19 protein-coding genes are annotated in these 24,177 nt (G+C 59.3%); 7 read left to right on the top strand and 12 right to left on the bottom strand.

Annotation, left to right across the window (positions count from 1 at the left end; genetic code table 11):
- The first annotated feature begins 216 nt into the window (after nucleotides 1-216).
- The gene (locus ACZYSM_RS17555; protein WP_489072926.1) at nucleotides 217-2,886 is read left to right on the top strand and encodes a TRAP transporter substrate-binding protein; all 2,670 of its coding nucleotides are present in this window, start codon (nucleotides 217-219) and stop codon (nucleotides 2,884-2,886) included.
- A 12-nt stretch (nucleotides 2,887-2,898) separates the two neighbouring features.
- On the opposite strand, the gene ACZYSM_RS17550 is transcribed toward ACZYSM_RS17555, so the two are convergent.
- Complete coding sequence (locus ACZYSM_RS17550; RefSeq protein WP_489072924.1) at nucleotides 2,899-3,762, bottom strand: MBL fold metallo-hydrolase; 864 nt, start codon at nucleotides 3,760-3,762, stop codon at nucleotides 2,899-2,901.
- Nucleotides 3,763-3,926: 164 nt separating this feature from the next.
- Here ACZYSM_RS17550 and ACZYSM_RS17545 point away from each other — a divergent pair, with 164 nt between their 5' ends.
- From ACZYSM_RS17545 to ACZYSM_RS17535, 3 genes are all read left to right on the top strand, one after another.
- Nucleotides 3,927-4,727, top strand: coding sequence for a sulfite exporter TauE/SafE family protein (locus ACZYSM_RS17545; protein ID WP_489072922.1), 801 nt, complete (start codon nucleotides 3,927-3,929; stop codon nucleotides 4,725-4,727).
- Nucleotides 4,728-4,922: 195 nt separating this feature from the next.
- Nucleotides 4,923-6,590: an MFS transporter gene (locus tag ACZYSM_RS17540; protein ID WP_489072920.1), complete on the top strand. Its 1,668-nt coding sequence runs from the start codon at nucleotides 4,923-4,925 to the stop codon at nucleotides 6,588-6,590.
- A complete protein-coding gene (locus ACZYSM_RS17535) occupies nucleotides 6,587-7,744 on the top strand; it encodes an HlyD family secretion protein (RefSeq protein ID WP_489072918.1) in 1,158 nt (385 codons plus the stop codon). Before ACZYSM_RS17540 ends, ACZYSM_RS17535 begins: the two co-directional genes overlap by 4 nt.
- A gap of 67 nt (nucleotides 7,745-7,811) precedes the next feature.
- On the opposite strand, the gene copD is transcribed toward ACZYSM_RS17535, so the two are convergent.
- Both copD and copC read right to left on the bottom strand, forming a co-directional pair.
- On the bottom strand, nucleotides 7,812-8,690 hold the full coding sequence (gene copD / locus ACZYSM_RS17530; RefSeq protein ID WP_489072916.1) for a copper homeostasis membrane protein CopD: 879 nt from the start codon (nucleotides 8,688-8,690) through the stop codon (nucleotides 7,812-7,814).
- A 3-nt stretch (nucleotides 8,691-8,693) separates the two neighbouring features.
- The gene (gene copC, locus ACZYSM_RS17525) at nucleotides 8,694-9,059 is read right to left on the bottom strand and encodes a copper homeostasis periplasmic binding protein CopC (protein ID WP_489072914.1); all 366 of its coding nucleotides are present in this window, start codon (nucleotides 9,057-9,059) and stop codon (nucleotides 8,694-8,696) included.
- A 177-nt stretch (nucleotides 9,060-9,236) separates the two neighbouring features.
- On the opposite strand from copC, the gene ACZYSM_RS17520 reads away from it, so the two are divergent.
- Nucleotides 9,237-9,857 carry a TetR/AcrR family transcriptional regulator gene (locus ACZYSM_RS17520; protein ID WP_489072912.1) on the top strand — a complete coding sequence of 207 codons (621 nt, stop codon included), beginning with the start codon at nucleotides 9,237-9,239 and terminating at the stop codon, nucleotides 9,855-9,857.
- Nucleotides 9,858-10,005: 148 nt separating this feature from the next.
- On the opposite strand, the gene preA is transcribed toward ACZYSM_RS17520, so the two are convergent.
- From preA to hydA, 3 genes are all read right to left on the bottom strand, one after another.
- Complete coding sequence (preA, locus tag ACZYSM_RS17515; protein ID WP_489072910.1) at nucleotides 10,006-11,280, bottom strand: NAD-dependent dihydropyrimidine dehydrogenase subunit PreA; 1,275 nt, start codon at nucleotides 11,278-11,280, stop codon at nucleotides 10,006-10,008.
- The gene (locus ACZYSM_RS17510) at nucleotides 11,281-12,648 is read right to left on the bottom strand and encodes an NAD(P)-dependent oxidoreductase (RefSeq protein ID WP_489072908.1); all 1,368 of its coding nucleotides are present in this window, start codon (nucleotides 12,646-12,648) and stop codon (nucleotides 11,281-11,283) included.
- A gap of 151 nt (nucleotides 12,649-12,799) precedes the next feature.
- Nucleotides 12,800-14,239 (bottom strand): dihydropyrimidinase, encoded by a 1,440-nt coding sequence (gene hydA, locus ACZYSM_RS17505; protein ID WP_489072906.1) that lies wholly within the window; start codon nucleotides 14,237-14,239, stop codon nucleotides 12,800-12,802.
- 637 nt (nucleotides 14,240-14,876) lie between these two features.
- On the opposite strand from hydA, the gene ACZYSM_RS17500 reads away from it, so the two are divergent.
- Together ACZYSM_RS17500 and ACZYSM_RS17495 are read left to right on the top strand one after the other, a co-directional pair.
- Nucleotides 14,877-16,364, top strand: coding sequence for an NCS1 family nucleobase:cation symporter-1 (locus ACZYSM_RS17500; protein WP_489072904.1), 1,488 nt, complete (start codon nucleotides 14,877-14,879; stop codon nucleotides 16,362-16,364).
- Nucleotides 16,365-16,540: 176 nt separating this feature from the next.
- Complete coding sequence (locus tag ACZYSM_RS17495; protein WP_489072902.1) at nucleotides 16,541-17,827, top strand: Zn-dependent hydrolase; 1,287 nt, start codon at nucleotides 16,541-16,543, stop codon at nucleotides 17,825-17,827.
- Nucleotides 17,828-17,912: 85 nt separating this feature from the next.
- On the opposite strand, the gene ACZYSM_RS17490 is transcribed toward ACZYSM_RS17495, so the two are convergent.
- From ACZYSM_RS17490 to ACZYSM_RS17465, 6 genes are all read right to left on the bottom strand, one after another.
- Nucleotides 17,913-19,028 (bottom strand): Gfo/Idh/MocA family protein, encoded by a 1,116-nt coding sequence (locus ACZYSM_RS17490; RefSeq protein WP_489072900.1) that lies wholly within the window; start codon nucleotides 19,026-19,028, stop codon nucleotides 17,913-17,915.
- A 475-nt stretch (nucleotides 19,029-19,503) separates the two neighbouring features.
- Nucleotides 19,504-20,271, bottom strand: coding sequence for an SDR family oxidoreductase (locus tag ACZYSM_RS17485; RefSeq protein ID WP_489072898.1), 768 nt, complete (start codon nucleotides 20,269-20,271; stop codon nucleotides 19,504-19,506).
- A 39-nt stretch (nucleotides 20,272-20,310) separates the two neighbouring features.
- Nucleotides 20,311-21,378 (bottom strand): phosphotransferase family protein, encoded by a 1,068-nt coding sequence (locus tag ACZYSM_RS17480; protein WP_489072896.1) that lies wholly within the window; start codon nucleotides 21,376-21,378, stop codon nucleotides 20,311-20,313.
- Between the two features lie 159 nt (nucleotides 21,379-21,537).
- Nucleotides 21,538-22,488 carry a 2-hydroxyacid dehydrogenase gene (locus tag ACZYSM_RS17475; protein ID WP_489072894.1) on the bottom strand — a complete coding sequence of 317 codons (951 nt, stop codon included), beginning with the start codon at nucleotides 22,486-22,488 and terminating at the stop codon, nucleotides 21,538-21,540.
- Nucleotides 22,489-22,801: 313 nt separating this feature from the next.
- Nucleotides 22,802-23,344 (bottom strand): cysteine hydrolase family protein, encoded by a 543-nt coding sequence (locus ACZYSM_RS17470; protein WP_489072892.1) that lies wholly within the window; start codon nucleotides 23,342-23,344, stop codon nucleotides 22,802-22,804.
- A 216-nt stretch (nucleotides 23,345-23,560) separates the two neighbouring features.
- Complete coding sequence (locus ACZYSM_RS17465; protein ID WP_489072890.1) at nucleotides 23,561-24,148, bottom strand: TetR/AcrR family transcriptional regulator; 588 nt, start codon at nucleotides 24,146-24,148, stop codon at nucleotides 23,561-23,563.
- Between the last annotated feature and the right edge of the window lie 29 nt (nucleotides 24,149-24,177).

Below are 24,177 nucleotides of genomic sequence, written 5' to 3'. Positions count from 1 at the left end.
ACGCTTGCGCGGTGCTTTATTCATAAAGGTGCATAAGAGAGCCAGTCGTCCTCATCTGCGCAAGCTGAAAGGCGTTGCCGAGTCTGAGGTGATGAGATGGGCAAAAGGGAGGTTTGCGAGTGTAAGGGCGCAGCTTCCTGGTCGGGTTGGCACAGGTTGCTCCCGGCGCTGCTGTTGTGCGTTGCCTCGCAGGTTGTACCTGCTCAAGATCGGCCCGTGCTGATCGACATCGCGATTCCCCATAACCCGACATTTGACCAGGCCGCGGGCGCTATCCAGACGGACCTGGAAGGCGTCGCAACCGTTAGAAACCTCGATGTAGCGTCTGCCGATAGCGTGATCAAAAGTGTCATGCAAGGGGAGACGGATTTAGCCATTGTCCCCGTTTCTGCCCTGAGCGAATTTGTTCCTGCGTTCGGAATCTACGGCCTGCCATTCACGTTCTCAGAGAACAAACCCTTTGCATTTTTCACAAGGTCACAGTTGCAGCCGCATTTGGCGGATCAACTTAAACAACAAGGATTACAGGCATTAGGAGGCGTCTGGTACGGGGGGGCACGGGTTATCGCCAGCCAGCTTCCCCGCCGTTCACCGCAGGACTTCAAGGACACCAAACTCGCGGTTGCCACCGATGATGGGCAGTTGATGGATTTTTCAGGCGTCGGCGCCACGTCTATCAAGATGGCGGATACGGACATGGCGTCGGCATTGGCCACCGGGGCGGTTGATGCGGCAGAAGTCCCCTGGGATCGTGTGACGAAAATCAATGCCGCATTCGTGACGCAAAGCGATCACCGATTCAGCGGGTTGATTGCCATCTACAAGGTTTCGCATTTTTCAGCATTGCCTGATCCAGCGCGTGAGCGCATCACTCAGGTGATGAATGACGCCGAGGAATATGTCACCTCGAATGTTGTCGCTCGGGAGCGTGAGGCGATCGATGCGGTGCAGTCGTCCCCGACCATCACCTGGATGGGCATTGATGAGGGTGTGCGTACTCAATGGCAGGTGGCATTGGCCAGTCGTCAGGCATCGGCTATCGAGAAGATTGGTCCATCGCTGGTGAGTGAGGCGAGAAGCACTCCGAGCTACACAATGAATTTGAGCAAGGCGAGTCCTACCTTTTCCATCAACTGGAATGCCTGGTTTCAATCCTCGCCCAGGCAGCTCAAGAATGTGTTGGTCGCAGGCAAACCCTATGATTTTGTGCTGGATCTTGGCCGGGGGATCTATCCCGGGGCATTGAGCAGCGGGATCAGTGGCCTGCTGCAGGAAGAAGTTGCGGCGGACCCGGACAGCGACGAGATCCACTTGCTGGTTCGGCCAGTGCTGATGGGCGCAATACTTGAGCCAGCACCTGAGTCGGATTTTCGGGCGCGCAGATTCGATGTCCACCGGGATCGCCTGGCGGCCAGGATCAATGACAAGTCTGTGCGGGATAAAGCGCGCAATCACCTCATCAGCTTGAGCGATCTGGCCAAAGAGTTGAGTGTCGATGCGCCCATGGTGTGGCCGCTTATCGCCCGTCGGGCGGGTTGTGCGCAGGTAGTCCTCTCGATTTGGGACGCTGCAGGGCTGCGCCCGCTGGACTACATCGTGGTCAGCGTTCCGGTGAGCGAAGTCGGTCAGCAGAATCCGCAGGCGTGCGACACCAGCCTCAGAGGCGGCGAACGGGTGTCCGGGTTGGAGAGGCTGCTGGAAGTGGGGAAAACTGCGCGGCAAACGTCGCCCACAGACGCGGCTTTGCATCTCTTTGACTCGATCCCGAAGGGCGAGGGGGACGCAACGACGGTGGCGGTGTTCGTCGATCGCTCGGAGTTTGACGCTGCAAAGCGTCAGGGCAAGACACCGCCCGTCTATGCGTGGGAGCTTGCCGGCAATCTGCCGCATTTTCTGGGGCAGGACTCGATGTTGCCGGCGTCCATTGCCAGCACCCGCCAACACTTGAAGACCCCCCAGCCTTATACCGAGGTCGTCAGGCAGATGAACAATATGCTGTTCAACGGCCGTACCCCGGCAGATCAGCGCAATGCCGATGGCGCAAGGGCGGCGATGCGGCGCCTGACCCAGCGGGTCGAAGCTCCGGTGGTGTTGGTGCGTTATTTCGATCCCTTTGGAGACATGCAGAACCTGCCGCTGGCCTTGTTGGGAGCCGATGCGCCTGACCAACTGTTCTCCCGTCGTATTACCGTTGTCCAGCCGTTACAGGACGTTCAGGTGCTCCAGCCCGGTGCCTGTTTCAGCGGTTGGGACTTTGCCATTCCCCGGGCGTTGGACGGTGTGAATGCCGAGTCCGCAGAGTTGTTGATGCAGGATGACTGGCGGATGCAAGGGCGTGACGTCAACTGGTACCAGGACAACACCGACTTGCTCAAATTCATGACCCAGGCTGACCCGCCTTCTGCGGTCAGCAGTGCCTTGGTCCTGCTGGCCCATCATGGCAAGGGCGATGTGACGTTTTCTGCGTCAGGGCTTCCCGGGAGGGTGCTGGACTCGGACATGAGAAGGCATTTCGCACCGGGTAGCGTGGCAGTCCTGGCGGCGTGTTCCACCCTGGGTGTCTCGGCGGCCAGCCAGACGTTCGCCAACAGGCTGGTGCGTCGAGGCGTGGGCGCCGTGGTGGCGTCACCTTTCGCGGTGGACAGCGATTTCGGCACGCGGCTGTCGGTCAGTTTCGTTGCGGTGGCTCAGCAGCTGCGGGCAAGCGGTGCGTCTGCCCGTGTCATCGATATCTTCAATCAGGCCTTGCAGAAAACCATCGATACCTATGGCAAAGGCTCGGGCTATGCCGATATGGCCCTGGAATTCCAGATCATAGGTGATCCTGAATTACGCATGTGTGCTGCCCCGACAGCTTCCAATCAGCAAACCGGAGGTCTGCAATGACCCGGTAACGCCTTATAACCGATTGATCGGAATCTTCAGATAAACAACTCCATTGTCTTCCGCGGGTGGCAGATTCCCTGCGCGCACGTTGACCTGGATGGCCGGCAGCAACAGCGTCGGCATACACAACCCGGCGTCGCGTTGAGTGCGCATGGCGACGAACGCGGCTTCGTCGATACCGTCATGTATATGAACATTGCTTTGGCGTTGTTCGCCGACCGTGGTCTGGCACTGCGCGGCGCGGCCGGCGCATGGGTAGTCGTGGCAGACGTATAGGCGGGTGTCGGGGGGAAAGGCCAGCAAATTGCGGATTGAGGCGTACATCTGGTTCGCATTGCCGCCGGGAAAGTCGCAACGTGCAGTGCCCACGTCGGGCATGAACAGCGTGTCGCCCACGAGAATCAGCTCATCCTCGATCAGGTACGCCATGTCCGCCGGGGTGTGGCCCGGGACGTGCAACGCCTTGGCCTTGAGGTTGCCGATGGCGAACGTCTCGTCTGGCGCAAACAGATGGTCGAACTGCGAACCGTCGACGGGAAACTCCGGCTCAAGGTTGAACAGGCGCTTGAACACCTCCTGAACCTTGCTGATGGACTGACCGATGGCGATTTTGCCACCCAGTTCCTGACGTAAATAGGCCGCCGCGGACAGATGATCGGCGTGGGAGTGGGTTTCCAGCAACCACTGCACCTGCAAGCGGTGTTCGTGGACGAAGGCGATCACTCGATCAGCCTGGGTGGTCGCAGTCCGTCCTGAGGCGGGATGGTAATCGAGCACCGAGTCGACGATCGCGCAGTGTCCGCCATCGTGCTCAAAGATTACGTAGGTGTAGGTCGACGACGCTTCGTCCAGGAAGGCTTGAATCAGGGCAGGCATGAGGGCGGATCCTTTCGGGATGTCCCCAAAGGTTAGGTACTTTATCCGCACACTGACTAGTCTTAATGTGATTTAAATGATGGACGCCCTTGTGGGCTGTATCGTGGGCGCCATTCCAGTGCCGGGTTACTTCCGGTTGTCTTTAAAGTTGATCAGAGCGTTTTATGCTGCTTGCAACATTCTTTGGTGTGGTCATGGGATTGGTCCTCGGCTTGACGGGGGCCGGTGGCGGCATTCTCGCGGTGCCAGCCCTGGTGCTGGGGTTGGGGTGGAGCATGACCCAGGCAGCGCCAGTGGCGTTGTTCGCGGTGGGCAGTGCCGCCGCGGTCGGCGCAATCGATGGCCTGCGACACGGCCTTGTGCGTTACCGCGCGGCGTTGTTGATCGCGTTACTGGGGGCTCTGTTCTCGCCGATTGGCATCTACTTCGCCCATCGTCTGCCAGAAAAGGCTCTGATGATTCTGTTCAGCCTGCTGATGATGGTTGTGGCGTGGCGAATGCTCCGGCGCGAGTCGCGAGATCCCGGGCCGAGTGATCATGGCAGTGCTTCCTGGGGGCAGAAAAACTGCATGCTTGATCAACAGACCGGGCGCTTCTCCTGGACCGCGAAATGCACGGCGACCCTGGCCGCCTTGGGCGCTGTCACGGGTGTTGTTTCCGGGCTGCTGGGTGTCGGCGGCGGTTTTCTGATCGTGCCGGCCTTCAAGCAACTGACCGATGTGCAGATGCGCGGGATCGTCGCCACCTCGTTGATGGTGATCAGTCTGATCTCGGCGATAGGTGTCGTCGGTGCGTTCCAGGCCGGGGTGTCCATTGATGCCACTGGATGGGTGTTCATTATTGCGAGCATTGTCGGGATGCTGTTTGGCCGACGGCTGACATCCTACGTTTCGGCCAGAGGATTGCAGGTGGGATTTGCCAGCATTTGCATCGTTGTGGCGGGCTACATGCTATTCAAGGCGTGACGGGGGAAAGCCTCTTTGAAGTAGGCGCAGGGCCTTGCTGATAGAAGTTCCTAAAGGCACATAATGTCGGATGCACCGGTGTAAACGGTGCAACTGGCAAGATGCACTCTGCTCAGGTTTACTAACAGCTCTGCAATGGCATTACTGTGCGTAGCCGTGGTCACAACGTGCGAGCACAGACATCAAGGTTTTTGAATGGACCACTACGCCCCACGTGCCTGGCAACCCCATGAGCGGCCCAGCTTGCCGGGTTCGCCGTCGACCCCGCTGCACTCCAACCGCAAGCGCCTGGCCTATGCGCTGGTCGGGCTGCTGGTGGCGTTGACCGGCGGCCTGGGTAACTCGCTGGTGATCGCCAATCTGCCTTACTTGCAAGGTGCGCTGGGGGCGACCACGGCGGAGATGGCCTGGCTGCCGGCGGCCTACGTCATGACCAACGTATCGATGAACCTGCTGCTGGTGAAGTTTCGTCAGCAGTTCGGTCTGCGGGCGTTTACTGAGGTGTTCCTGGTGCTGTATGCGCTGGTGACCTTCGGCCATTTGTTCGTCAATGACCTGAGCTCGGCGATTGCGGTGCGGGCAGCCCACGGCATGGTCGGTGCGGCACTGAGTTCGCTGGGGTTGTATTACATGATCCAGGCCTTCCCGGCGAAGTGGCGGATGAAGGCACTGGTGCTGGGGTTGGGTGCTTCACAATTGGCGTTGCCCTTGGCCCGGTTGTTTTCAGAAGACCTGTTGCAGATCGCTGAGTGGCGTGGGCTGTATCTGTTCGAACTGGGGATGGCGCTGACCTCGCTGGGTTGCGTGTTTTTGCTCAAGCTGCCGCCTGGCGACCGCTTCAAAACCTTTGAGAAACTCGACTTCCTGACGTTCACTCTGCTGGCCAGCGGCGTCGCTTTGCTCTGTGCGGTGTTGTCGTTGGGGCGTATCGACTGGTGGCTTGAGGCACCGTGGATCGGCATGGCTTCGGCCGGCTCGATCGTGCTGATCATGGCCGGGCTGGCCATCGAGCATAACCGCAGCAACCCGATGCTGATGACCCGATGGCTGGGCAGCGGGGCGATGATTCGTCTGGCGTTGGCGGTGATCCTGATTCGCATGGTGCTCTCGGAGCAGTCCACCGGGGCGGTGGGCTTTCTGCAGGCGCTAAACATGAGCAGCCAGCAGATGCGTACCCTCTATGCCGTGATGCTCCTGGGCAGTATTGCGGGCCTGGCTACCAGCGCCCTGACCATCAACCCTGCACACCTGCTCATGCCCTTGATCATCTCCCTGGCGTTGATGGCTGTGGGCTCGGTGATGGACAGTTTCTCGAACAACCTGACCCGCCCGGCCAACATGTACCTCAGCCAGTTTCTGCTGGCCTTTGGCGGGACGTTTTTTCTCGGGCCGACCATGGTACTGGGCACCCGCAATGTGCTGACCAATCCGCGAAATCTGGTGAGTTTCTCGGTGTTGTTCGGGATCTGCCAGAGCCTCGGCGGCCTGATTGGCGCGGCGCTGTTGGGAACGTTCCAGATCGTGCGCGAGAAGTTTCACTCCAACAACATCGTCGAGCAGCTGACCCTGCTTGACCCACGGGTAGCCAGCCGTGTGCAGAGTGGTGGTTCTGTTTTCGGATCAATTATCGCCGACCCGGACTTGCGCACCCTTCAGGGCATACGCAGCCTCGCCACTGCGGCGACCCGTGAAGCCAACGTGCTGGCCTATAACGATGTGTTCATGCTGATTGCGGTGATCGCCGTGCTGACCATGCTGTGGATTTTCGTCCGCAGCCTGTGGCTGATGAGCACCACCAAAGCGCTCGAACCCGCGGCTGCCGCCCGATCTCCCATTCAACCCAGTGGTGCCACTTCTCCATGACCGAACCGACGACCACGACCACCAATGCCATTGCCGCAACCCCCGAGGGCACCGAGCCGCCGTCAATGCCGGCAACCGAGCCGCGCTCGCTGCGGGTGCGGATTATCTCGTCCATGGGCTTTGCCGCCATTGCCATCGTCGGAGTGCTGATCGTGCTGTATGCCTGGCAATTGCCACCGTTCAGCAGCGCCGTCGAGACCACGGAAAACGCGTTGGTTAGGGGGCAGGTAACGATCATCGGTCCGCAGCTCAGCGGCTATGTGTACGAAGTGCCGGTGCAGGATTTCCAGTTCGTCAAAGCCGGGGATCTGCTGGTGCGTCTGGACGATCGCATCTACAAGCAGCGTCTGGATCAGTCGCTGGCGCAACTCGCGGTACAGAAGGCCGGGTTGGCCAATGTGGTGCAACAACGCAACAGCGCCGAAGCGACCATTAAATTGCGCCAGGCCGCATTGGTCGACAGCCAGGCCCAGGTCCGCAAGAGCGCGGCCGACCTGCGGCGCAACGAAGAGTTGATCAGCGACGGTTCGGTTTCCAGGCGCGAACTGGACGTGACCCTCGCGGCCAATGCGCAAACCGTCGCCGCCGTGGCCCAGGCCCAGGCCTCCCTGGAAATTGCCCGACAGGACCTGCAAACGGTGATCGTCAATCGCGGCTCGCTGGAAGCCGCAGTGGCCAGCGCCGAGGCTGCGGTAGAGCTGGCACGCATTGATCTGTCCAACACCCGGGTCATCGCCCCACGGGACGGTCAGCTCGGGCAGATCGGCGTGCGTCTCGGGGCCTACGTCAATTCCGGTGCACAGTTGATGGCGCTGGTGCCGAACCAGCTGTGGGTGATCGCCAATATGAAAGAAACCCAGATGGACAGTATCCATCTAGGCCAACCGGCGACCTTTACCGTCGACGCCCTCAATCACCAGAAATTCCATGGCCGGGTGCAGCGCATCTCGCCGGCCACCGGTTCCGAGTTCAGCCTGCTGCAAGCCGACAATGCCACCGGCAACTTCGTCAAAATCGCCCAGCGGGTGCCGGTGCGGATTACCGTCGACGCCGGTCAGCCACAAAGCGAACGGCTAAGGCCGGGGATGTCGGTGGTGGTCAGTATCGATACGGCGGGGAAGGGCGAGTATCAGGCAACAAGTGATGGGCAATAACAGGGAGTCGTGGTGCGCCGAAAAGATCGTCCGGACGATCTTTTCGGGCGCCCCATAATTCTACCGGTTACCCGCCAGCCACCATCGGTGGCATCGTTCCCAGCAGCGAAACCGCCGCCACGGCGGCAACGCCGAGCAGCCACTCGATCATCACACTGGTGCGCAGCGCCGGCAGGCGCTGCCCACAGTCGTTCACTTTCAATCGATTAAGCAGCGCGAGCGCGAGCATGCCGCTGACGAGGGCGACCTTGATCAGCAGGATCAGCGCAAAACCGGACAGCAACGGGGTCGGCCAAAAGGCGCCGGTGAGGACGCGGACGTTGATCAATCCAGTGACCAGCAAGCCCGCCACCAACCCGTAACCGATGCCACTGAAACGCAGCAGTATCAAACCCAGCGGATAGCTTGTCGGTTGCTGCAGGATCAATATCAGCAGCATCAATCCGCCTAGCCAGGCGCCAACGCACGCCAAATGAATGACCTGATTGAGGATCAACAGTTGGCCGCTGAGGCCGTCGAGCATGGCGCCGTGGCCGACCGGTGCCAGTGTTGCCAGCAGCAGACTGCTCAGGGCCAGTCGCAGTGCAAACGAGGTGCTTAACCGCGTGATCAGGCACACCACCAACAATAGATTGAGCAGCAGGTGCCAGCTCCAGACCTGCCCGAAAAAGGTATTGCTCAGGACTACTTGCACAGTCGGCAAGTCGAACGCCGCCTGCCACGATCCCGCCATGCTGGCGGTGATCAGCAGCAGCCAGCAGACTCCGCTGGCCAGGGCCAGCGAGGCAAGCAGCCGGGTGATGCGAGCCAGACGTCGATCCAGCGTGGCGAGCGCTTCAGTCAGCGGCTCGTGACCTAACAGCAGTGGCCTGAAGACACAGGCGCCAAACAGCATCAACACCATTGCGAAATGCAGGAAACGGCACAGCACCAGCGCGCTCGACATGAATTACTGGCCGACCTTGAAGGTGTAAGCACCATCGCTTTTGTGGGTGTCGACCGATACCGCGTGCCACTCGACCTTGTAGTCGCCCGCTGCCAACGGAGCTGTCGGAGTCACGATCAGGGTCTTTTTGTCGGCGCCTTCAGTGGCAATGCTTTTGACCACGACAGCCGTACCGTCCTTGCTGAGGCTGACTTTGGTGAAGGCAGCTTCCACCCCTTCGGAGAACACCAGACGCAGTTCCTTGGGCGCAACAACGGTGCTGTCAGCGGCTGGTGTTGAACTTTTCAGGTGGGCGTGGGCAAACACTGAGGACGCGGCGAGTAGCGAGCTCAGGAGGGCGGCGGTGGTCAGGGCTTTTTTGATCAGCATCGCTGGGTACCTTCAATGAGTACGAGGGGGCGTTAATAGAACATGAAGCAAGGGAGGTGTGAAATGGCATTCGCATTTTTCGCGGGGGAAGTCTGGCAAACGAAGTTTCGCTCTCGGCTGTCGCCCCGAGCTAGAGCGGATGCTAGTCTTGACCAACGCTGTCGTCAGGGAGCCCTCATGGGCAATCACAAGATTGAGATTCGTCGCAGTAACGTCGAGAAAATTCTTCTGGCAGCCGAAAAGATCTTCGCCGAGAAGGGCTATGGCAGTACGGCGATGGCCGACATTGCCAAAGAAGTACAACTGCCGCGCTCCAACCTGCATTACTACTTCAGCACCAAAAGCGAGTTGTACAGCGCTGTGTTGTTCGACCTGCTGGAAGTGTGGAAGCAGGACGCGTTGTGCTTCGAGATGTTTGATGACCCCCGGGTGGTGCTGAGCAGCTATATCCGCGCCAAGATGAATCACTCCCGCAGTCGGCCTTACGGCTCGAAAGTCTGGGCCAATGAAATCATCCACGGTGCACCGACCTTGGGGAAGGCGCTGGATGTCAGCCTGTACGACTGGGCGAAAATGAAGGAAGCGAAAATTCGCCAGTGGGTGGAAGACAAACGCATCCTGGCGGTGGAACCCTCGGCCCTGCTGTACATGATCTGGGCCTCGACCCAGCATTACGCCGACTTCGATCACCAGGTGATGATCCTCAACGATCACCAGCCGCTGTCGGACATGCAGTTCGAGCGAGCGGTGCAGACCGTGACCAGTGTGATTTTGCGGGGGATTGGGTTGGAGCCTTGAGGGTTGTGGTGTTCTCAAGGGCCCCATCGCGAGCAGGCTCGCTCCCACAAGGGATCTCCTTCATACACAAATCTTGTGAACGTCAGAGACCAATTGTGGGAGCGAGCCTGCTCGCGATAGTGGCGGAACAGACAACAACTATCTCGGCTCAAACCACCACGCTGTACGGATTCCTCGGATCGTGGTTCCAGTCCAGGAACGGCTTACCGGTGTCCATGGGCACCATCTCGATGCAGTCCTGAACCGGGCAGGTGATCTGGCACAGGTTGCAGCCCACGCACTCGTCGTCGATCACTTCATATTTATGCGTGCCGTCAGGTTGCTTGAGGCTGGCAATGGCCTGATGCGCGGTGTCTTCGCAGGCGATGTGGCAACGACCGCAACCAATGCAGGCAGCCTGGTCAATTTTAGCGATGACCTGGTAGTTCATGTCCAGGTACTTCCAGTCCGTGGTGTTGCCCACTGCACGTCCCGAGAATTCCTGTAGGTTGGCGTAGCCTTGGCTGTCCATCCAGCGCGACAGGCCGTCCTTCATCTCCTCGACGATGCGAAAACCATGCAGCATCGCAGCGGTACACACCTGCACCGCGCCGCTGCCCAGGGCGATGAATTCTGCTGCATCACGCCAACTGCCAATCCCGCCGATGCCGCAAATCGGCAGGCCACGGGTTTGTGGGTCACGGGCGATCTCGGCAACCATATTCAACGCAATCGGTTTGACCGCCGAACCGCAGTAACCGCCGTGGGTACTTTGGTTGCCGACCATCGGATGGGCGACCATGCGGTCCAGGTCGATGCTGGTGATGGAGTTGATGGTGTTGATCAGTGACACCGCATCGGCACCGCCACGGTAGGCGGCGCGGGCGGCAACGCGGATGTCGGTGATGTTCGGCGTGAGTTTGACGATCACCGGTAGCGAGCAGTAAGTCTTGCACCAGCGGGTTACCTGCTCGACGTATTCCGGAACCTGGCCGACCGCTGCGCCCATGCCGCGTTCAGGCATACCGTGGGGGCAGCCGAAATTCAGCTCGATACCGTCGGCGCCAGTGGCTTCCACCAACGGCAGGATGGCTTTCCACGACTCTTCGACGCAGGGCACCATCAACGACACGATCAGCGCGCGGTCCGGCCAATCCTTTTTGACCTGAGTGATTTCCCGCAGGTTGATTTCCAGTGAGCGGTCGGTGATCAGCTCGATGTTGTTGATGCCCATGACTTCGCGGTTGGCGCCGAAGTGGGCGGAGTAGCGCGACGATACGTTGACCGCCGCCGGGTCCTCACCGAGGGTTTTCCAGACCACGCCACCCCAACCGGCCTCGAAGGCGCGGACCACGTTATAGGCTTTGTCGGTGGGTGGCGCGGAGGCCAGCCAGAACGGATTGGGGGCTTTGATACCGGCGAAGACAATCGAAAGATCGGCCATTTACGCAGCCTCCACATTGAGCATGAGTTGGGTATTGATGGCTTCAGCGGCCAGCTTGCCGTGCTGCACGGCCTGGACCGTGAGGTCCTGCCCGAGGCTGGTGCAATCGCCGCCCGCGTAGACGCCGGGGATACTGGTCCGCAGTTGTTCGTCCACTAGAATCCGCTCGCCCTGGCGCTTCAGCTCACGTGCTAGCGGATCGTTCAGCGCCGCGTCATCGAAGGACTGGCCGATGGCTTTGAAGATCGCATCGGCGGCCAGCTCGAACGTCTCGCCAGTGCTTTGCAGGCGACCGTTCTCCAGTCGTGTGCGGGCAAAGCGCATGCCGCGTACCTGGCCCTTTTTGTTGAGCAACACTTCTTCGGGCTGGGCCCAGGTCAACAGACGGACCTGATTGGCCTTGGCAATGTCCTGTTCGTGTTCGGTGGCGCCCATTTCCTCCAGGCCACGGCGATACACCAGGTTCACGTCGCGAGCACCAAGGCGGGCCATTTGCACGGCCATGTCGATAGCCGTATTGCCGGCACCGAGGACGATGCAGTGATCAGCCAGTGGTAATTGAGTCAGGTCATCGGCCTGACGCAGTTCGCGGATGTAGTCGGTGGCGGCGAGCATACCGGGAGCATCTTCATGAGCCAGGCCGAGTTGCTTGCTGGCGGCCAGGCCAAGGCCGAGGAACACCGAATCGAATTGCTGATGCAGTTCAGTGAGACTGAGGTTATCGCCGAGTGTGTGCCCGTGACGGATCTCGATCCCGCCGATACCCAGCAGAAACTCCAGCTCTTGCTGGGCAAAGTCGTCCACCAGTTTGTACTTGGCAATGCCGTATTCGTTGAGTCCGCCGGCTTTCTCGCGGGCCTCGAAAATCACCACCTCATGACCATGCATGGCCGAGCGGTGAGCGCAGGACAAACCCGCAGGCCCGGCACCGACCACCGCGATGCGTTTACCGGTCGGCGCGGCGCGTTTGAACGGGTGTTCGCTGAACTGCGCATTGTCTACGGCGTAGCGTTGCAACAAACCAATCAGCACCGGCGCGCATTCCTGGGCGTTGTTGCGCACGCAGGCTTGCTGACACAGGATCTCGGTCGGACAGACCCGTGCGCAACTGCCGCCGAGGATGTTTGCCGAGAGAATCTTCTGTGCGGCGCCCTGAACGTTCTCCTGATGGATATTGCGGATGAACGAGGGGATGTCGATCTCGCTGGGGCATGCATTGACGCACGGTGCGTCGTAGCAATACAGGCAGCGCGAAGCTTCAAGTGTGGCCTGACGGGCGTTGAGCGGCGGCGCCAGATCGGTGAAATGACCGGCGAGAGCGGCTGCGTCCTCATGGGGATGCGGGAGGTGGTTCAGGGTCTTGATCACGGTGATGGCCTCACAGTTTTTGAGGTGCTGCCTCTGATGGGCATTGGTTGTTTCAGCGGGCGCGTTGCGCCCTTATCGCGAGCAAGCTCGCTCCTACAAATACCGCTCTTATGTAGGAGCGAGCTTGCTCGCGATCGGGCCGAAGGCCCGCTTATCGCTTCACGGCAACCGGCCTGTGCAACTCAGCCCGCTTACTCAGCAGATCGAACACCGCCGGGTAGGCCGGGCGCTCGATGTAACGCCCGGCACCGCGTTCGGCCCGCAGATCGCCGTCGACCCAGACCAGCCGACCCTGGCTGATGGTGTGGCTGGGCACGCCGCGCACGGTTTTGCCTTCGAAGATGTTGAAGTCAACCTGCTGGTGATGGGTCTTGGCAGAAATGGTCCGGGTGCCTTCCGGGTCCCAGAGCACCAGGTCGGCATCGGCACCGACGCGAATCGAACCTTTGCGCGGGTACAGGTTGAAAATCTTCGCGGTGTTGGTGGAGGTCAGGCCAACGAAATCCTGCATCGACAGCCGCCCAGTGTTCACGCCTTCATGCCAGAGCACGGCCATGCGGTCTTCGATACCGGCAGTGCCGTTGGGGATCTTGCTGAAATCGTCACGGCCGGCGGCTTTCTGCTCGGCGCAGAAACAGCAATGGTCGGTGGCGGTGGTGTGCAGGTTGCCCGATTGCAGGCCATGCCAAAGCGCTTCCTGGTGACCGCGAGGGCGGAAGGGTGGGCTCATCACATAACCGGCGGCGGTTTGCCAATCCGGGTGCTGGTAAACGCTGTCGTCCAGCAGCAGATGCCCGGCCAGGACTTCGCCATAGACCGGCTGGCCTTTGCTGCGCGCATAGGTGATTTCATCCAGCGCCTCGCGGGTCGAGACGTGGACCAGATACAGCGGTGTACCGAGGGTTTCGGCGATACGGATAGCACGGCTGGCGGCTTCGCCTTCAACCTGGGAGGGCCGCGATAATGGATGGGCTTCGGGGCCGGTGATGCCTTGAGCCATCAGTTTGCGTTGCAGGTGATAGACCAGATCGCCGTTCTCCGCGTGCACCGTCGGTACGGCGCCCAGTTCCAGACAGCGTTCGAAACTGGCCACCAGCGTATCGTCGGCGGCCATGATCGCATTCTTGTAAGCCATGAAATGCTTGAAACTGTTTACCCCATGGTGGCTGACCAGCTCAGCCATTTCCTCGCGAACCTGTTCGCTCCACCAGGTGATGGCGACATGAAAACCGTAGTCTGCGGCGGACTTCTCAGCCCAACCGCGCCACTGATGAAATGCCTCCAGCAATGATTGCTGCGGGTTGGGAATCACGAAGTCGATGATCGAGGTGGTGCCGCCCGCAAGGCCGGCTGCCGTGCCGCTGAAGAAGTCCTCACTGGCGACGGTGCCCATGAAGGGGAGTTGCATGTGGGTGTGGGGATCGATGCCGCCGGGCATCAGGTACTGACCGCTGCCATCTAGCACTTCGCAGTCGGTTGGAACATCCAGGTTGTTGCCGATTGCCTGGATTAAACCGTCAGCGCAAAGCACGTCAGCGCGGTAACTTTCATCATGGGTAACAACGGTGGCACCACGGATCAACAGAGACATTCCGAGTTCCTCACAGGCTTGACCGGCTAATGCCAGCTCTTGGTGTTGTAGTTGCGGCAAGCTGTAGGAAGTTGTATTCCTGTCAGCGCTGTCAGGAATAGACGCTAGCTGGTGTTATTGGATTGAGCAAATTTATTTTTTATAAGCTTATATCTGAATTAACTTATTGAAATTTAACGATTAATTATACGAATCACCAAAATGGTGAGGCCCCTCACCATTTTGACGCACTTGACAGGATCCAAATATGGTCAAGATTTCTTATGTGAAATCAGCTGCTTGAGCTATGCCTATGAGCGGGAGAAATCTTTTAAAAAAAGAGTGATGCACCAGATTGAGTCCTGACTGAATGGACAACCTGTCTGGCATTCGGCCTGAGTGTCTGAACACATACCGAAGGGCTCGATAATGTTGTGAATAAAACTGATAAACATCAGTTAGTTGTATGAGTCGTACGGATTGGATGGGCGAATACGCGGCAGAGTCGGCACGTTTATTGAGTGCCGCCGCTAGCAAGCTGGCCGGTCCGTATGAGTCGTGTTGGACGTGCAAGTACTCCGGCCATCGTTTCGGTTCGCGGCTTAATCCGCCAGCCAGCCCGATGAGCAAAAATAATCAAAAGAACAGTGGAGCGGCCATGCAACAGATCAGATCACAGGTGACCGAGCGCAACGGCTTGTACGAGCTCGAAGCCGGCAGAGACGTACTCGACAGCCCCCGTTACAACCATGACATCGCGCCGACCAAGGTGCATGAACGCACCTGGAACAAATGGCACATCACGGCGCTCTGGATCGGTATGTCGGTCTGCGTGCCGACCTACACGCTCGGCGGGGTGCTGACCGCATACTTCGGGCTGTCGGTCGGTGAGGCGTTACTGGCGATTCTGTTTGCCAATCTCATCGTATTGATCCCCTTGACCCTTAATGCCTTCGCTGGAACCAAGTACGGCATCCCGTTTCCGGTACTGCTGCGCTCCTCATTCGGTGTGATTGGCTCCAATGTGCCGTGTTTGATTCGGGCCCTGGTGGCCTGCGGCTGGTTTGGCATCCAGACGATGTTCGGTGGCCTGGCCATTCACTTGTTTCTCGGGTCGATTTTCGAGGGCTGGAAGTCCCTGGGCGGCACCGGCGAGGTGATCGGTTTCATGATGTTCTGGGCACTCAACCTGTGGGTGGTGTTGCGCGGGGCGGAATCGATCAAGTGGCTGGAAACGTTGTCTGCACCGCTGCTGGTACTGGTGGGCATCGGGTTGCTGGTCTGGGCCTTGCCGAATGTCTCACTGACCGAATTGATGGCGATCCCGCCGAAACGCCCGGAAGGCGCCAGCGTGACCAGCTACTTCTGCGCCGGGCTGACCGCCATGGTCGGGTTCTGGGCGACACTGTCGCTGAACATTCCGGACTTCAGCCGCTATGCGAAAAGCCAGAAAGACCAGATCCTTGGACAGATTTTCGGTTTACCGCTGACCATGTTCCTGTTCGCCGCGCTGGGTGTGGTGATGACCGCGGCCTCCGCGAAGTTGGTAGGGGTGACGGTCTCTGATCCGGTGACCCTGATTGGTCATATTCAAAGTCCCGTCTGGGTGGCGCTGGCCATGGCCTTGATCATCATCGCGACCCTGTCCACCAACACTGCGGCGAACATTGTTTCGCCGACCAATGACTTCCAGAATCTGGCGCCCAAACTGATCAACCGGACCAAAGCGGTGATGTTGACCGGGTTGGTGGGGCTGGCGTTGATGGCTCATGAGCTGCTGAAAAAACTCGGCCTGCTGGTTTCAGATATCAGCTTGGAAACCGTCTATTCCAACTGGTTGCTGGGTTATTCCAGCCTGCTCGGGCCGATTGCCGGGATCATGGTAGTGGACTATTTCCTGATCAAAAAACAGCAGCTCGACCTGGCCGGCCTGTACCGCGATGACGTGTACCCGGCGTGGAACTGGAACGGCTTTATCGCCTTCGGCATCCCGGTGGCGCTGACCTTGATGTCGTTGGGCAGTGATGCCTTCAGCTGGTTTTACAGCTACGGCTGGTTCACCGGCTCGGCGCTGGGCGGGTTGTTGTATTACGGGCTTTGCACGATGGGCCGTAGCGACACGGCGGTGGCCAAAACGACGGTGTGATGGCCAAAAGCTTCGCGGGCAAGCGAACATCGCCCGGCCCTTTCCACATGACTGGTGCAATACCTGTGGGAGCGGGCTTGTCCGCGAAGACGGACTCATAAACTCCGAAAATTTCAGCAGGAGTCGAGATTTCAGATTCGCTCGAGAAAACCAATAAATTGCCTGAGGAGATCAACATGAACGCTGCCCTTGACGTTCTACAGTCCACCCATCAGCACATCAATCGCGACCGTCTGTGGCAGTCGTTAATGGAGCTGGCCAAGCTCGGCGCCACGGTCAAAGGTGGCGTCTGTCGTCTGGCCCTGACCGACCTTGATCGCCAGGCTCGTGACATCTTCGTGCGGTGGTGTGAGGAGGCTGGCTGCACTGTGAGCATCGACGCGGTCGGCAATATCTTTGCCCGTCGTGCCGGGCGCAATCCGCAACTGCCGCCGGTAATGACCGGCAGCCATATCGACACCCAGCCCACGGGTGGCAAATTCGATGGCTGCTTCGGCGTGTTGGCCGGTGTGGAAGTGCTGCGCACGCTCAATGATCTGGGCATCGAAACCGAAGCACCGCTGGAAGTGGTGGTCTGGACCAACGAAGAAGGCTCGCGGTTTGCTCCCTGCATGATGGGCTCTGGAGTGTTTGCCGAGAAATTCACCCTGGAAGAAACCCTGGCCAAGACTGATGCCGGAGGCGTGACCGTCGGCCAGGCGCTGAATGCCATCGGTTATGCCGGTAGTCGCAAGGTCAGCGGCCATGCAGTGGGCGCCTACTTCGAAGCGCATATCGAGCAAGGGCCGATCCTTGAGGATGAGCGCAAAACCATTGGCGTGGTGATGGGCGCGCTGGGGCAAAAGTGGTTCGATCTCAAACTCAAGGGCGTTGAAGCTCATGCCGGTCCGACCCCGATGCATTTGCGCAAGGACGCACTGGTCGGCGCGGCGGTGATAGTCTCTGCCGTCAACCGCGTCGCTTTGGGTCATCAGCCCCATGCCTGCGGCACGGTCGGTTGCCTGCAAGCCTACCCCGGCTCGCGCAACGTGATTCCCGGCGAAGTGCGGATGACGCTGGATTTCCGTCATCTCGAACCCGCGCGGTTGGACTCGATGATCGCCGAGGTCAAACACGTGATCGACACTACCTGCGAGGAGCACGGCCTGAGCTTCGAACTGACGCCGACCGCCGATTTCCCTGCGCTGTATTTCGACAAGGGCTGCGTCGATGCTGTGCGCAGTGCCGCTCAGGGGCTGGGCCTGTCGCACATGGACATCGTCAGCGGCGCTGGGCATGACGCGATCTTCCTCGCTGAACTGGGCCCGGCGGGGATGATCTTCGTGCCGTGTGAAGGCGGCATCAGCCACAACGAAATCGAAAACGCCTCGCCGGACGACCTGGCGGCAGGTTGTGCGGTGTTGTTGCGGGCGATGTTGGCGGCATCGCAAGCGATTGCCAGCGGGAAGCTGGCAGGTTTATAGGCGTCGTTACCAAGATCTGAAGCGATAGGCGGGTGGGATTTGAAGCAGTGGTTTGCTTCGAAGCCCACCGTGCCAGAGCGCGCAGTTACACCTCATTCACCTTGACCCAGCGCTGCTCCAGCGCGGCCAACCGAATGGCCGTCGCCAGACGTTCCACTTCCCAGGCTTCTTCAAAGTCGGTCCCTTCCGAGCCTTCTCCGGCCAGCGCCATGATCAGCCCATGCACCTCCAGCGTCTTCAACTCGTTGTAGCCCAACTGATGGCCCGGCGCCGGACTGAAGGCGTCATAACCGGGCAGGGAAGGGCCGGCCAATAGACGCTGAAAGCCGTCCTGACCTGCGCGGCACAGGCGCAGTTCATTCAAACGCTCCTGATCGAACGCCAGAGTGCCGCGCGTGCCGCTGATCTCGAAACTCAGGTGATTCTTGTAACCATGCTTGAGCCAACTGCTGCTGAACGTGCCGCGTGCGCCGTTGGTAAAGCGCAGCAAGGCATGGGCCTGATCATCCACGGCGATGCTGCGTTGTTCATGGCTGCCAGTGGTGGCAGGACGTTGTCGGTGCACGGTTTGGGTGTCGGCACATACCGCTTCCACATCTCCGACCAGATACCGGGCCATTGCCAGCAAATGACTGCCCAGATCCGCCAGAGCGCCACCGGCATGTTGCGCTTCGCAACGCCAGGACCAGGGTGATTGCGGGTCAGCCATGAAGTCTTCGCTGAACTCGCCCTGAAAACTGATGATCTCGCCGAGTTCGCCGCGCTGAATCAATTCACGGGCCAGGCCGATGATTGGATTGTGCTGGTAGTTGTAGCCGACCCGCGTCACCACACCGGCGGCCTTGGCGGCGCGGTGCATCTGGTCGGCCTGTTCGAGGCTGACGGCCAGTGGTTTTTCGCAGTACACGGGTTTGCCCGCGGCCAGGGCGGCCATGGCCATGGGGTAGTGCAGGTGGTTGGGGGTGGTGATTGCTACGACGTTGACCATGGGATCGTCGATCAGTTGTTGCCAGTCGCTATGGGCTTTTTCGAAGCCCCAGGCTTTGGCGCAGTGTTCGGCGCGTTGGGTGTCGGCGTCGGCCAGTGCGGCCAGGTGCAGGTGTATGGGGAGTTCGAAGACTGCACTGACGTTGCGAAAGGCCAGGGCGTGGGCGCGGCCCATGAAGCCTGTGCCGATCAAACCGATTCCGAGTTCGCGCATCGTTGGGGTCCTTTTGGGTTTTTGTTTTCAGGATGCGTATTAATGGAATAAATATTCCTAATATTCAATAGGTGGAATAAATATTCATTATTTGTGGGGGCGAGGTTTGCTCGTGAAGGCGGCTCTACAGCGGACCTATCGTTCTTCGGGTGTACCCAATCCCACTGTGGTGGCTGGCTTATTCGTGAAGGCGGCCTGACAGCCGGCCTGCCTCATGCGAATGTACACAATCTCACTGTAGGAGCTGCCGCAGGCTGCGATCTTTTGATCTTGGCTTTTGGCCGGTGTACATGTCCATTCCTACGGTAACGGATATGTGCTCGGTCAAAATAAACAGTGAATGTGCCGCCGCCATCGCGAGCAAGCTCGGCTCCTACAGGGGCGTGCGGTAACGTTGAAGCCCATGCAGGAATCACAATCGCCGGAAAAACAAAAGGCAGTCCGAAGGCTGCCTCTTACGCATCCAAACCCTAAATCAGGACAAAAAACCACCATCCACATTCAACGAAACCCCAGTGGTATAGCTCGATGCTTCACTGGCCAAATACAACACCGCACCCGCCATCTCACTCGGCGCAGCCACCCGCTTCAGCGGAATCTGCTGCAAAGCGGTATTGAGAATCGCATCATTCTTCACCAGCGCCGAAGCAAACTTGGTGTCGGTCAGACCCGGTAGCAACGCATTGCAGCGAATACCGAACTGCGCGCACTCCTTGGCGAAGACCTTGGTCATGTTGATCACCGCAGCCTTGGTCATCGAGTAGATGCCCTGGAAGATCCCCGGCGAGATGCCGTTGATCGAAGCGACGTTGATGATGCTGCCGCCACCGTTCTCGCGCATCAGCTTGCCGGCTTCGACCGACATGAAGAAGTAGCCGCGAATGTTCACATCGACAGTTTTCTGGAACGCGCTCAGGTCGGTATCCAGCACGTTGCAGAACTGCGGGTTGGTCGCCGCGTTATTGACCAAAATATCCAGACGACCGAACTGTTCACGAATCCCGGCGAAGACCTGGGTGATCTGTTCCATTTCGCCGATATGACAGGCGACGGCTGTGGCCTTGCCGCCATCGGCGATGATCGCGTCGGCAACATGCTGGCAACCGTCGAGTTTGCGGCTCGAGACGATCACATGGGCACCTTGCTGGGCCAACAGTTTGGCAATCGCCTCACCGATACCGCGACTGGCGCCGGAAACGAAAGCGATCTTGCCGTCGAGGTCGAACAACTGAGTCTTGGACATGGTTTTTTCCTTATTGTATGCCGGGCGCCAGGCGCGCAGTCAGAGGCTGGATTTCTGGATGACTTGCAGGCTCATCTGCTCCAGCTGTTTGTTCATGTGAATGAACTGCGCGAAGCGTTTGTCCTGGGTCTGGCCATGGAAGAAGCGGTAGTAGATCTGCTGCACGATACCGGCCAGGCGGAACAGCCCGTAGGTGTAGTAGAAGTCGAAGTTGTCGATCTGGATGCCGGAGCGTTCAGCGTAGTAATCGACGAACTGACGGCGGGTCAACATGCCGGGCGCATGGCTCGGCTGGCGGCGCATCAGTTGCACCGGTGCCGGGTCGCCGGCTTCGATCCAGTAGGCGAGGGTGTTGCCCAGGTCCATCAGCGGATCGCCGAGAGTGGTCAGTTCCCAGTCCAGCACGCCGATGATCTGCATCGGGTTGTTTGGGTCGAGGATCACGTTGTCGAAGCGATAGTCGTTGTGCACGATGCTCGAGGTCGGGTGATCGGCGGGCATCTTGTCGTTGAGCCAGGCTTTGACCGTTTCCCAGCTTGGTGCGTCGGGGGTCAGCGCCTTGTCGTAGCGATCGCTCCAGCCACGAATCTGCCGTTCGACGTAACCTTCAGGCTTGCCCAGATCGGCCAGGCCACAGGCCTTGTAGTCGACCCGATGCAGTTCGACGAATTTGTCGATGAAGCTCTTGCACAGCGCTTCGGTCTTCTGCGCATCAAGGCCCAGTTCCGGCGGCAGGTCGGAACGCAGGATGATGCCCTTGACCCGCTCCATCACGTAGAACTCGGCGCCAATCACCGACTCGTCGGTGCAGTGCACGTAGGCTTTCGGGCAATACGGGAAGCCGTCTTTGAGCTGATTGAGAATACGGTATTCACGGCCCATGTCGTGAGCGGACTTGGCCTTGTGGCCGAACGGCGGTCGGCGCAGGACGAACTCCTGCTCGGGGTATTCCAGCAGGTAAGTCAGATTCGAAGCGCCACCCGGGAACTGGCTGATGTGCGGTGTCCCGCTCAGGCCGGGAATATGCGCCTTGAGGTACGGATCGATGAGGCTGACATCGAGTTCTTCGCCGGAGCGAATACGGGTGGACTGGTCAGTAAGCGCCATGCTTATCCCTTCTGCTTATTTTGGAGGCAAGACTTCATTGGCTAATCTAATGCGCCCACCCTGGGCCCACAACCACGGCAAGCCTTTATAGGTGAGCGTGTTGCCGGACAATCATTGCTTTTGATACAAACGTTTGAAGTCCCGTGAGCTCATTTACGATCATTGTGCTGGCGGCAAGTCGATGGGTGTCAGCAGGGGACGGCCGGAGAAATAGGCCAGCAGGTTCTTGCCCACCAACTCCACGGTGCCTTGGGTCGCTTCTGGAGAGAGTCCGGCGACATGCGGCGTGAGGATCACGTTGGTCAGCACCTTGAGCGCGTTCGGTACCTGCGGCTCGGCATCGAATACATCCAGTGCGGCACCGGCGATCCGTCGTTGTTCCAGCGCGGTGATCAGATCGGCGGTGACAATGACGCTGGCCCGGGCGATGTTGACGATAAAGCCGTTAGGGCCCAGCGCTTCCAGCACCTGTTTGTTGATCAAATGGTGCGTGCCGAGGCCGCCGGGGGTGGCGATGATCAGAAAGTCAGAGGCCCGGGCCAGCTCGGTGGGTGTAGAGCAAAAGCTATAAGGCACGTCGCTGCGCAGCTGGCGATTATGGTAACTCACCGTCATTTCGAAGCCGTTGACAGCGCGTTTGGCGATGGCCATGCCGACGGCACCAAGGCCGAGAACGCCAAGGCGTTTACCGGCGAGTGAGGGGCGCATGACTTTTGGCCACTCACCGCGCCGGACTGCGGCATCCGCCCGTGGGATATCGCGCACCAGGGACAGCAGCAAGGCCATGGCATGGTCGGCGACCGACGAAGCATTCACCCCGGCACCGTTGGTCACGCGGATACCCCGGTTGCTGGCGGCCTGCAGGTCGACATGTTCATAGCCAGCGCCGATCACACAGATGATTTCCAGATGCGGCAGAGCAGAGATTTCTTCGGCGTACAACCCAAGCGGACCGCGGGTCAGCACCGCTTTGATCTGTCCGGCGTGGGTCTGAATGGCCTGAGCTCGCTCGGTGGGGGTTGGCGCAAGAATCAGGTGAAAACCGCTGTTTTCGAGGATCGGCAGGTAATCGTTAATGGTTTCAACCAGTACCAGAACGGTGACGGGCATGCTGCGCTCCTGAGGGGTTCAATCGGTGGATGTGCCGGCGTTGGAATTAATGTTTTTCCCATCCCTAGGACATCTCTGAAAAAGACACAAGACTGCTGGCTCGCGAGATGTTTGACAAGGGTAGCTGGCGCGGCACGGCGTGGGTCCAAAGATCGCAGCTTATCGGAGTAGTTGTTCTTGCGGACCTGGCGCATTTATAAATCCGGAGCCAGATCAAAAGATCGCAGGCTGCGCCAGCGCCTACAGGGGATAGGTGTTCAACTGTAGGAGCTGCCGCCAGGCTGCGATCTTTTAGCGGCTGACACTCAGCCCGTCAGAATTGAACATCTGCCGTGTTCAGCAGCTTCACAAAAGCCCCGCCAAGCGTCGCATTATGGTGTTCGATGATCGCTTTGGCCGGCAGCGTTGGCGTGTCCATGCAGGTATGGGCGTCTGCTGCCAGGGTGGGTTGAAACCCCAGTTCGACGGCAACACGGCAAGTAGTGTCGATGCAGTACTGGGTTTTCATGCCGACGATGACCAACTCATTGATCCCGACTGCCTTGAGTTCTTCTGTCAGGCGAGTACCGAGAAAGCAGCTGGGCCTGGTTTTATCGAACAGCGTGTCAACGTTCGTGTCCAGTTCAAGGGCGGGCAGCAGTTGCCACAACGGGCTCCCGGGGGCGATGGGCGAACCTTGGGGGCCGGTATGCCTCACCGCAAAAATGGGGGCGCCGTTCTGGCGAGCCTTGCCGATCAGTTGATTGATGTTGGCCAAAACGCGCTCCCCATCATGGGGTTTCTCCGGTCCATTGAATAGCCTGACCTGCATGTCGATGATCAACAGAGCGGGGTGCCTGGCATTGATTGACGGCATGGTATTTCTCCTTGCGTGCCAGGTGAACGGAGAAACAAAAGGCCCCGTCCATTGCTGGCGGGGCCTTGGGTTCACTGCGCGATGTTCAATCCACGTAACGACCTCACGACCCGCCGGAGGCGGTCGTGGTGGTGCGGGTGAGATTAAACGCGAGAATGTTCATGGGGCGATCATGCTGTTGGCCACCCGAACGTGTCAACGGTACTGTCAGCCGTGTCAGTGCTGCGATGTCAGAAACGCCCGGGCGGCGTCGAGTATTTCATCGGACAACGCCTCGCCGCGAGTGGCCCGCGCCAGGGTCAGGGCGCCGACCATCAGCGAGTACTGCACCAGCGCGGCTTGGCGGTTGGTCACGGGATTGTCGGACTCCATCTGTGAGGAGAAAGTCTGCAGCAGTGTTTCCAGGCCTTGTGTAAAGGTCTGATGCAATCCGCTTTCGCTAGCTTCGTGGCACATGTCCCCGACGAATGCCGCCACCGGACAGCTTTCCCCTGGGTTGTCGCGATTGGCGGGGGACAGGTAGGGCTCGACGATGGCCTGGCGCGCAGCACGTTTGTCGGCACTTGCGTCGATCTTGTCCTGCCAACGCTGCGCTGATTGCTCGAATGCTCGGCCACAGGCTTCCTGCGCCAGGGCTTCCTTGGAATCGAAGTGACCGTAGAAACCACCATGGGTCAGCCCGGCCGCACCCATCACCTCAGCCACGCTGATGCCGTGCAGACCACGCTCGCGAAACAGGCGCGTCGCAGCCTCGGCGATGATCTCGCGGTTGAGTTCGGCTTGCTTGCGGGAGACTCGGGGCATCAGCGGCTCACATAAAAGGGTAGTAAACA

The organism is Pseudomonas sp. F220, assembly GCF_057813935.1.
The sequence above is the reverse complement of the archived record's forward strand: the minus strand, read 5'-3'. Positions and strand labels throughout refer to the sequence as shown.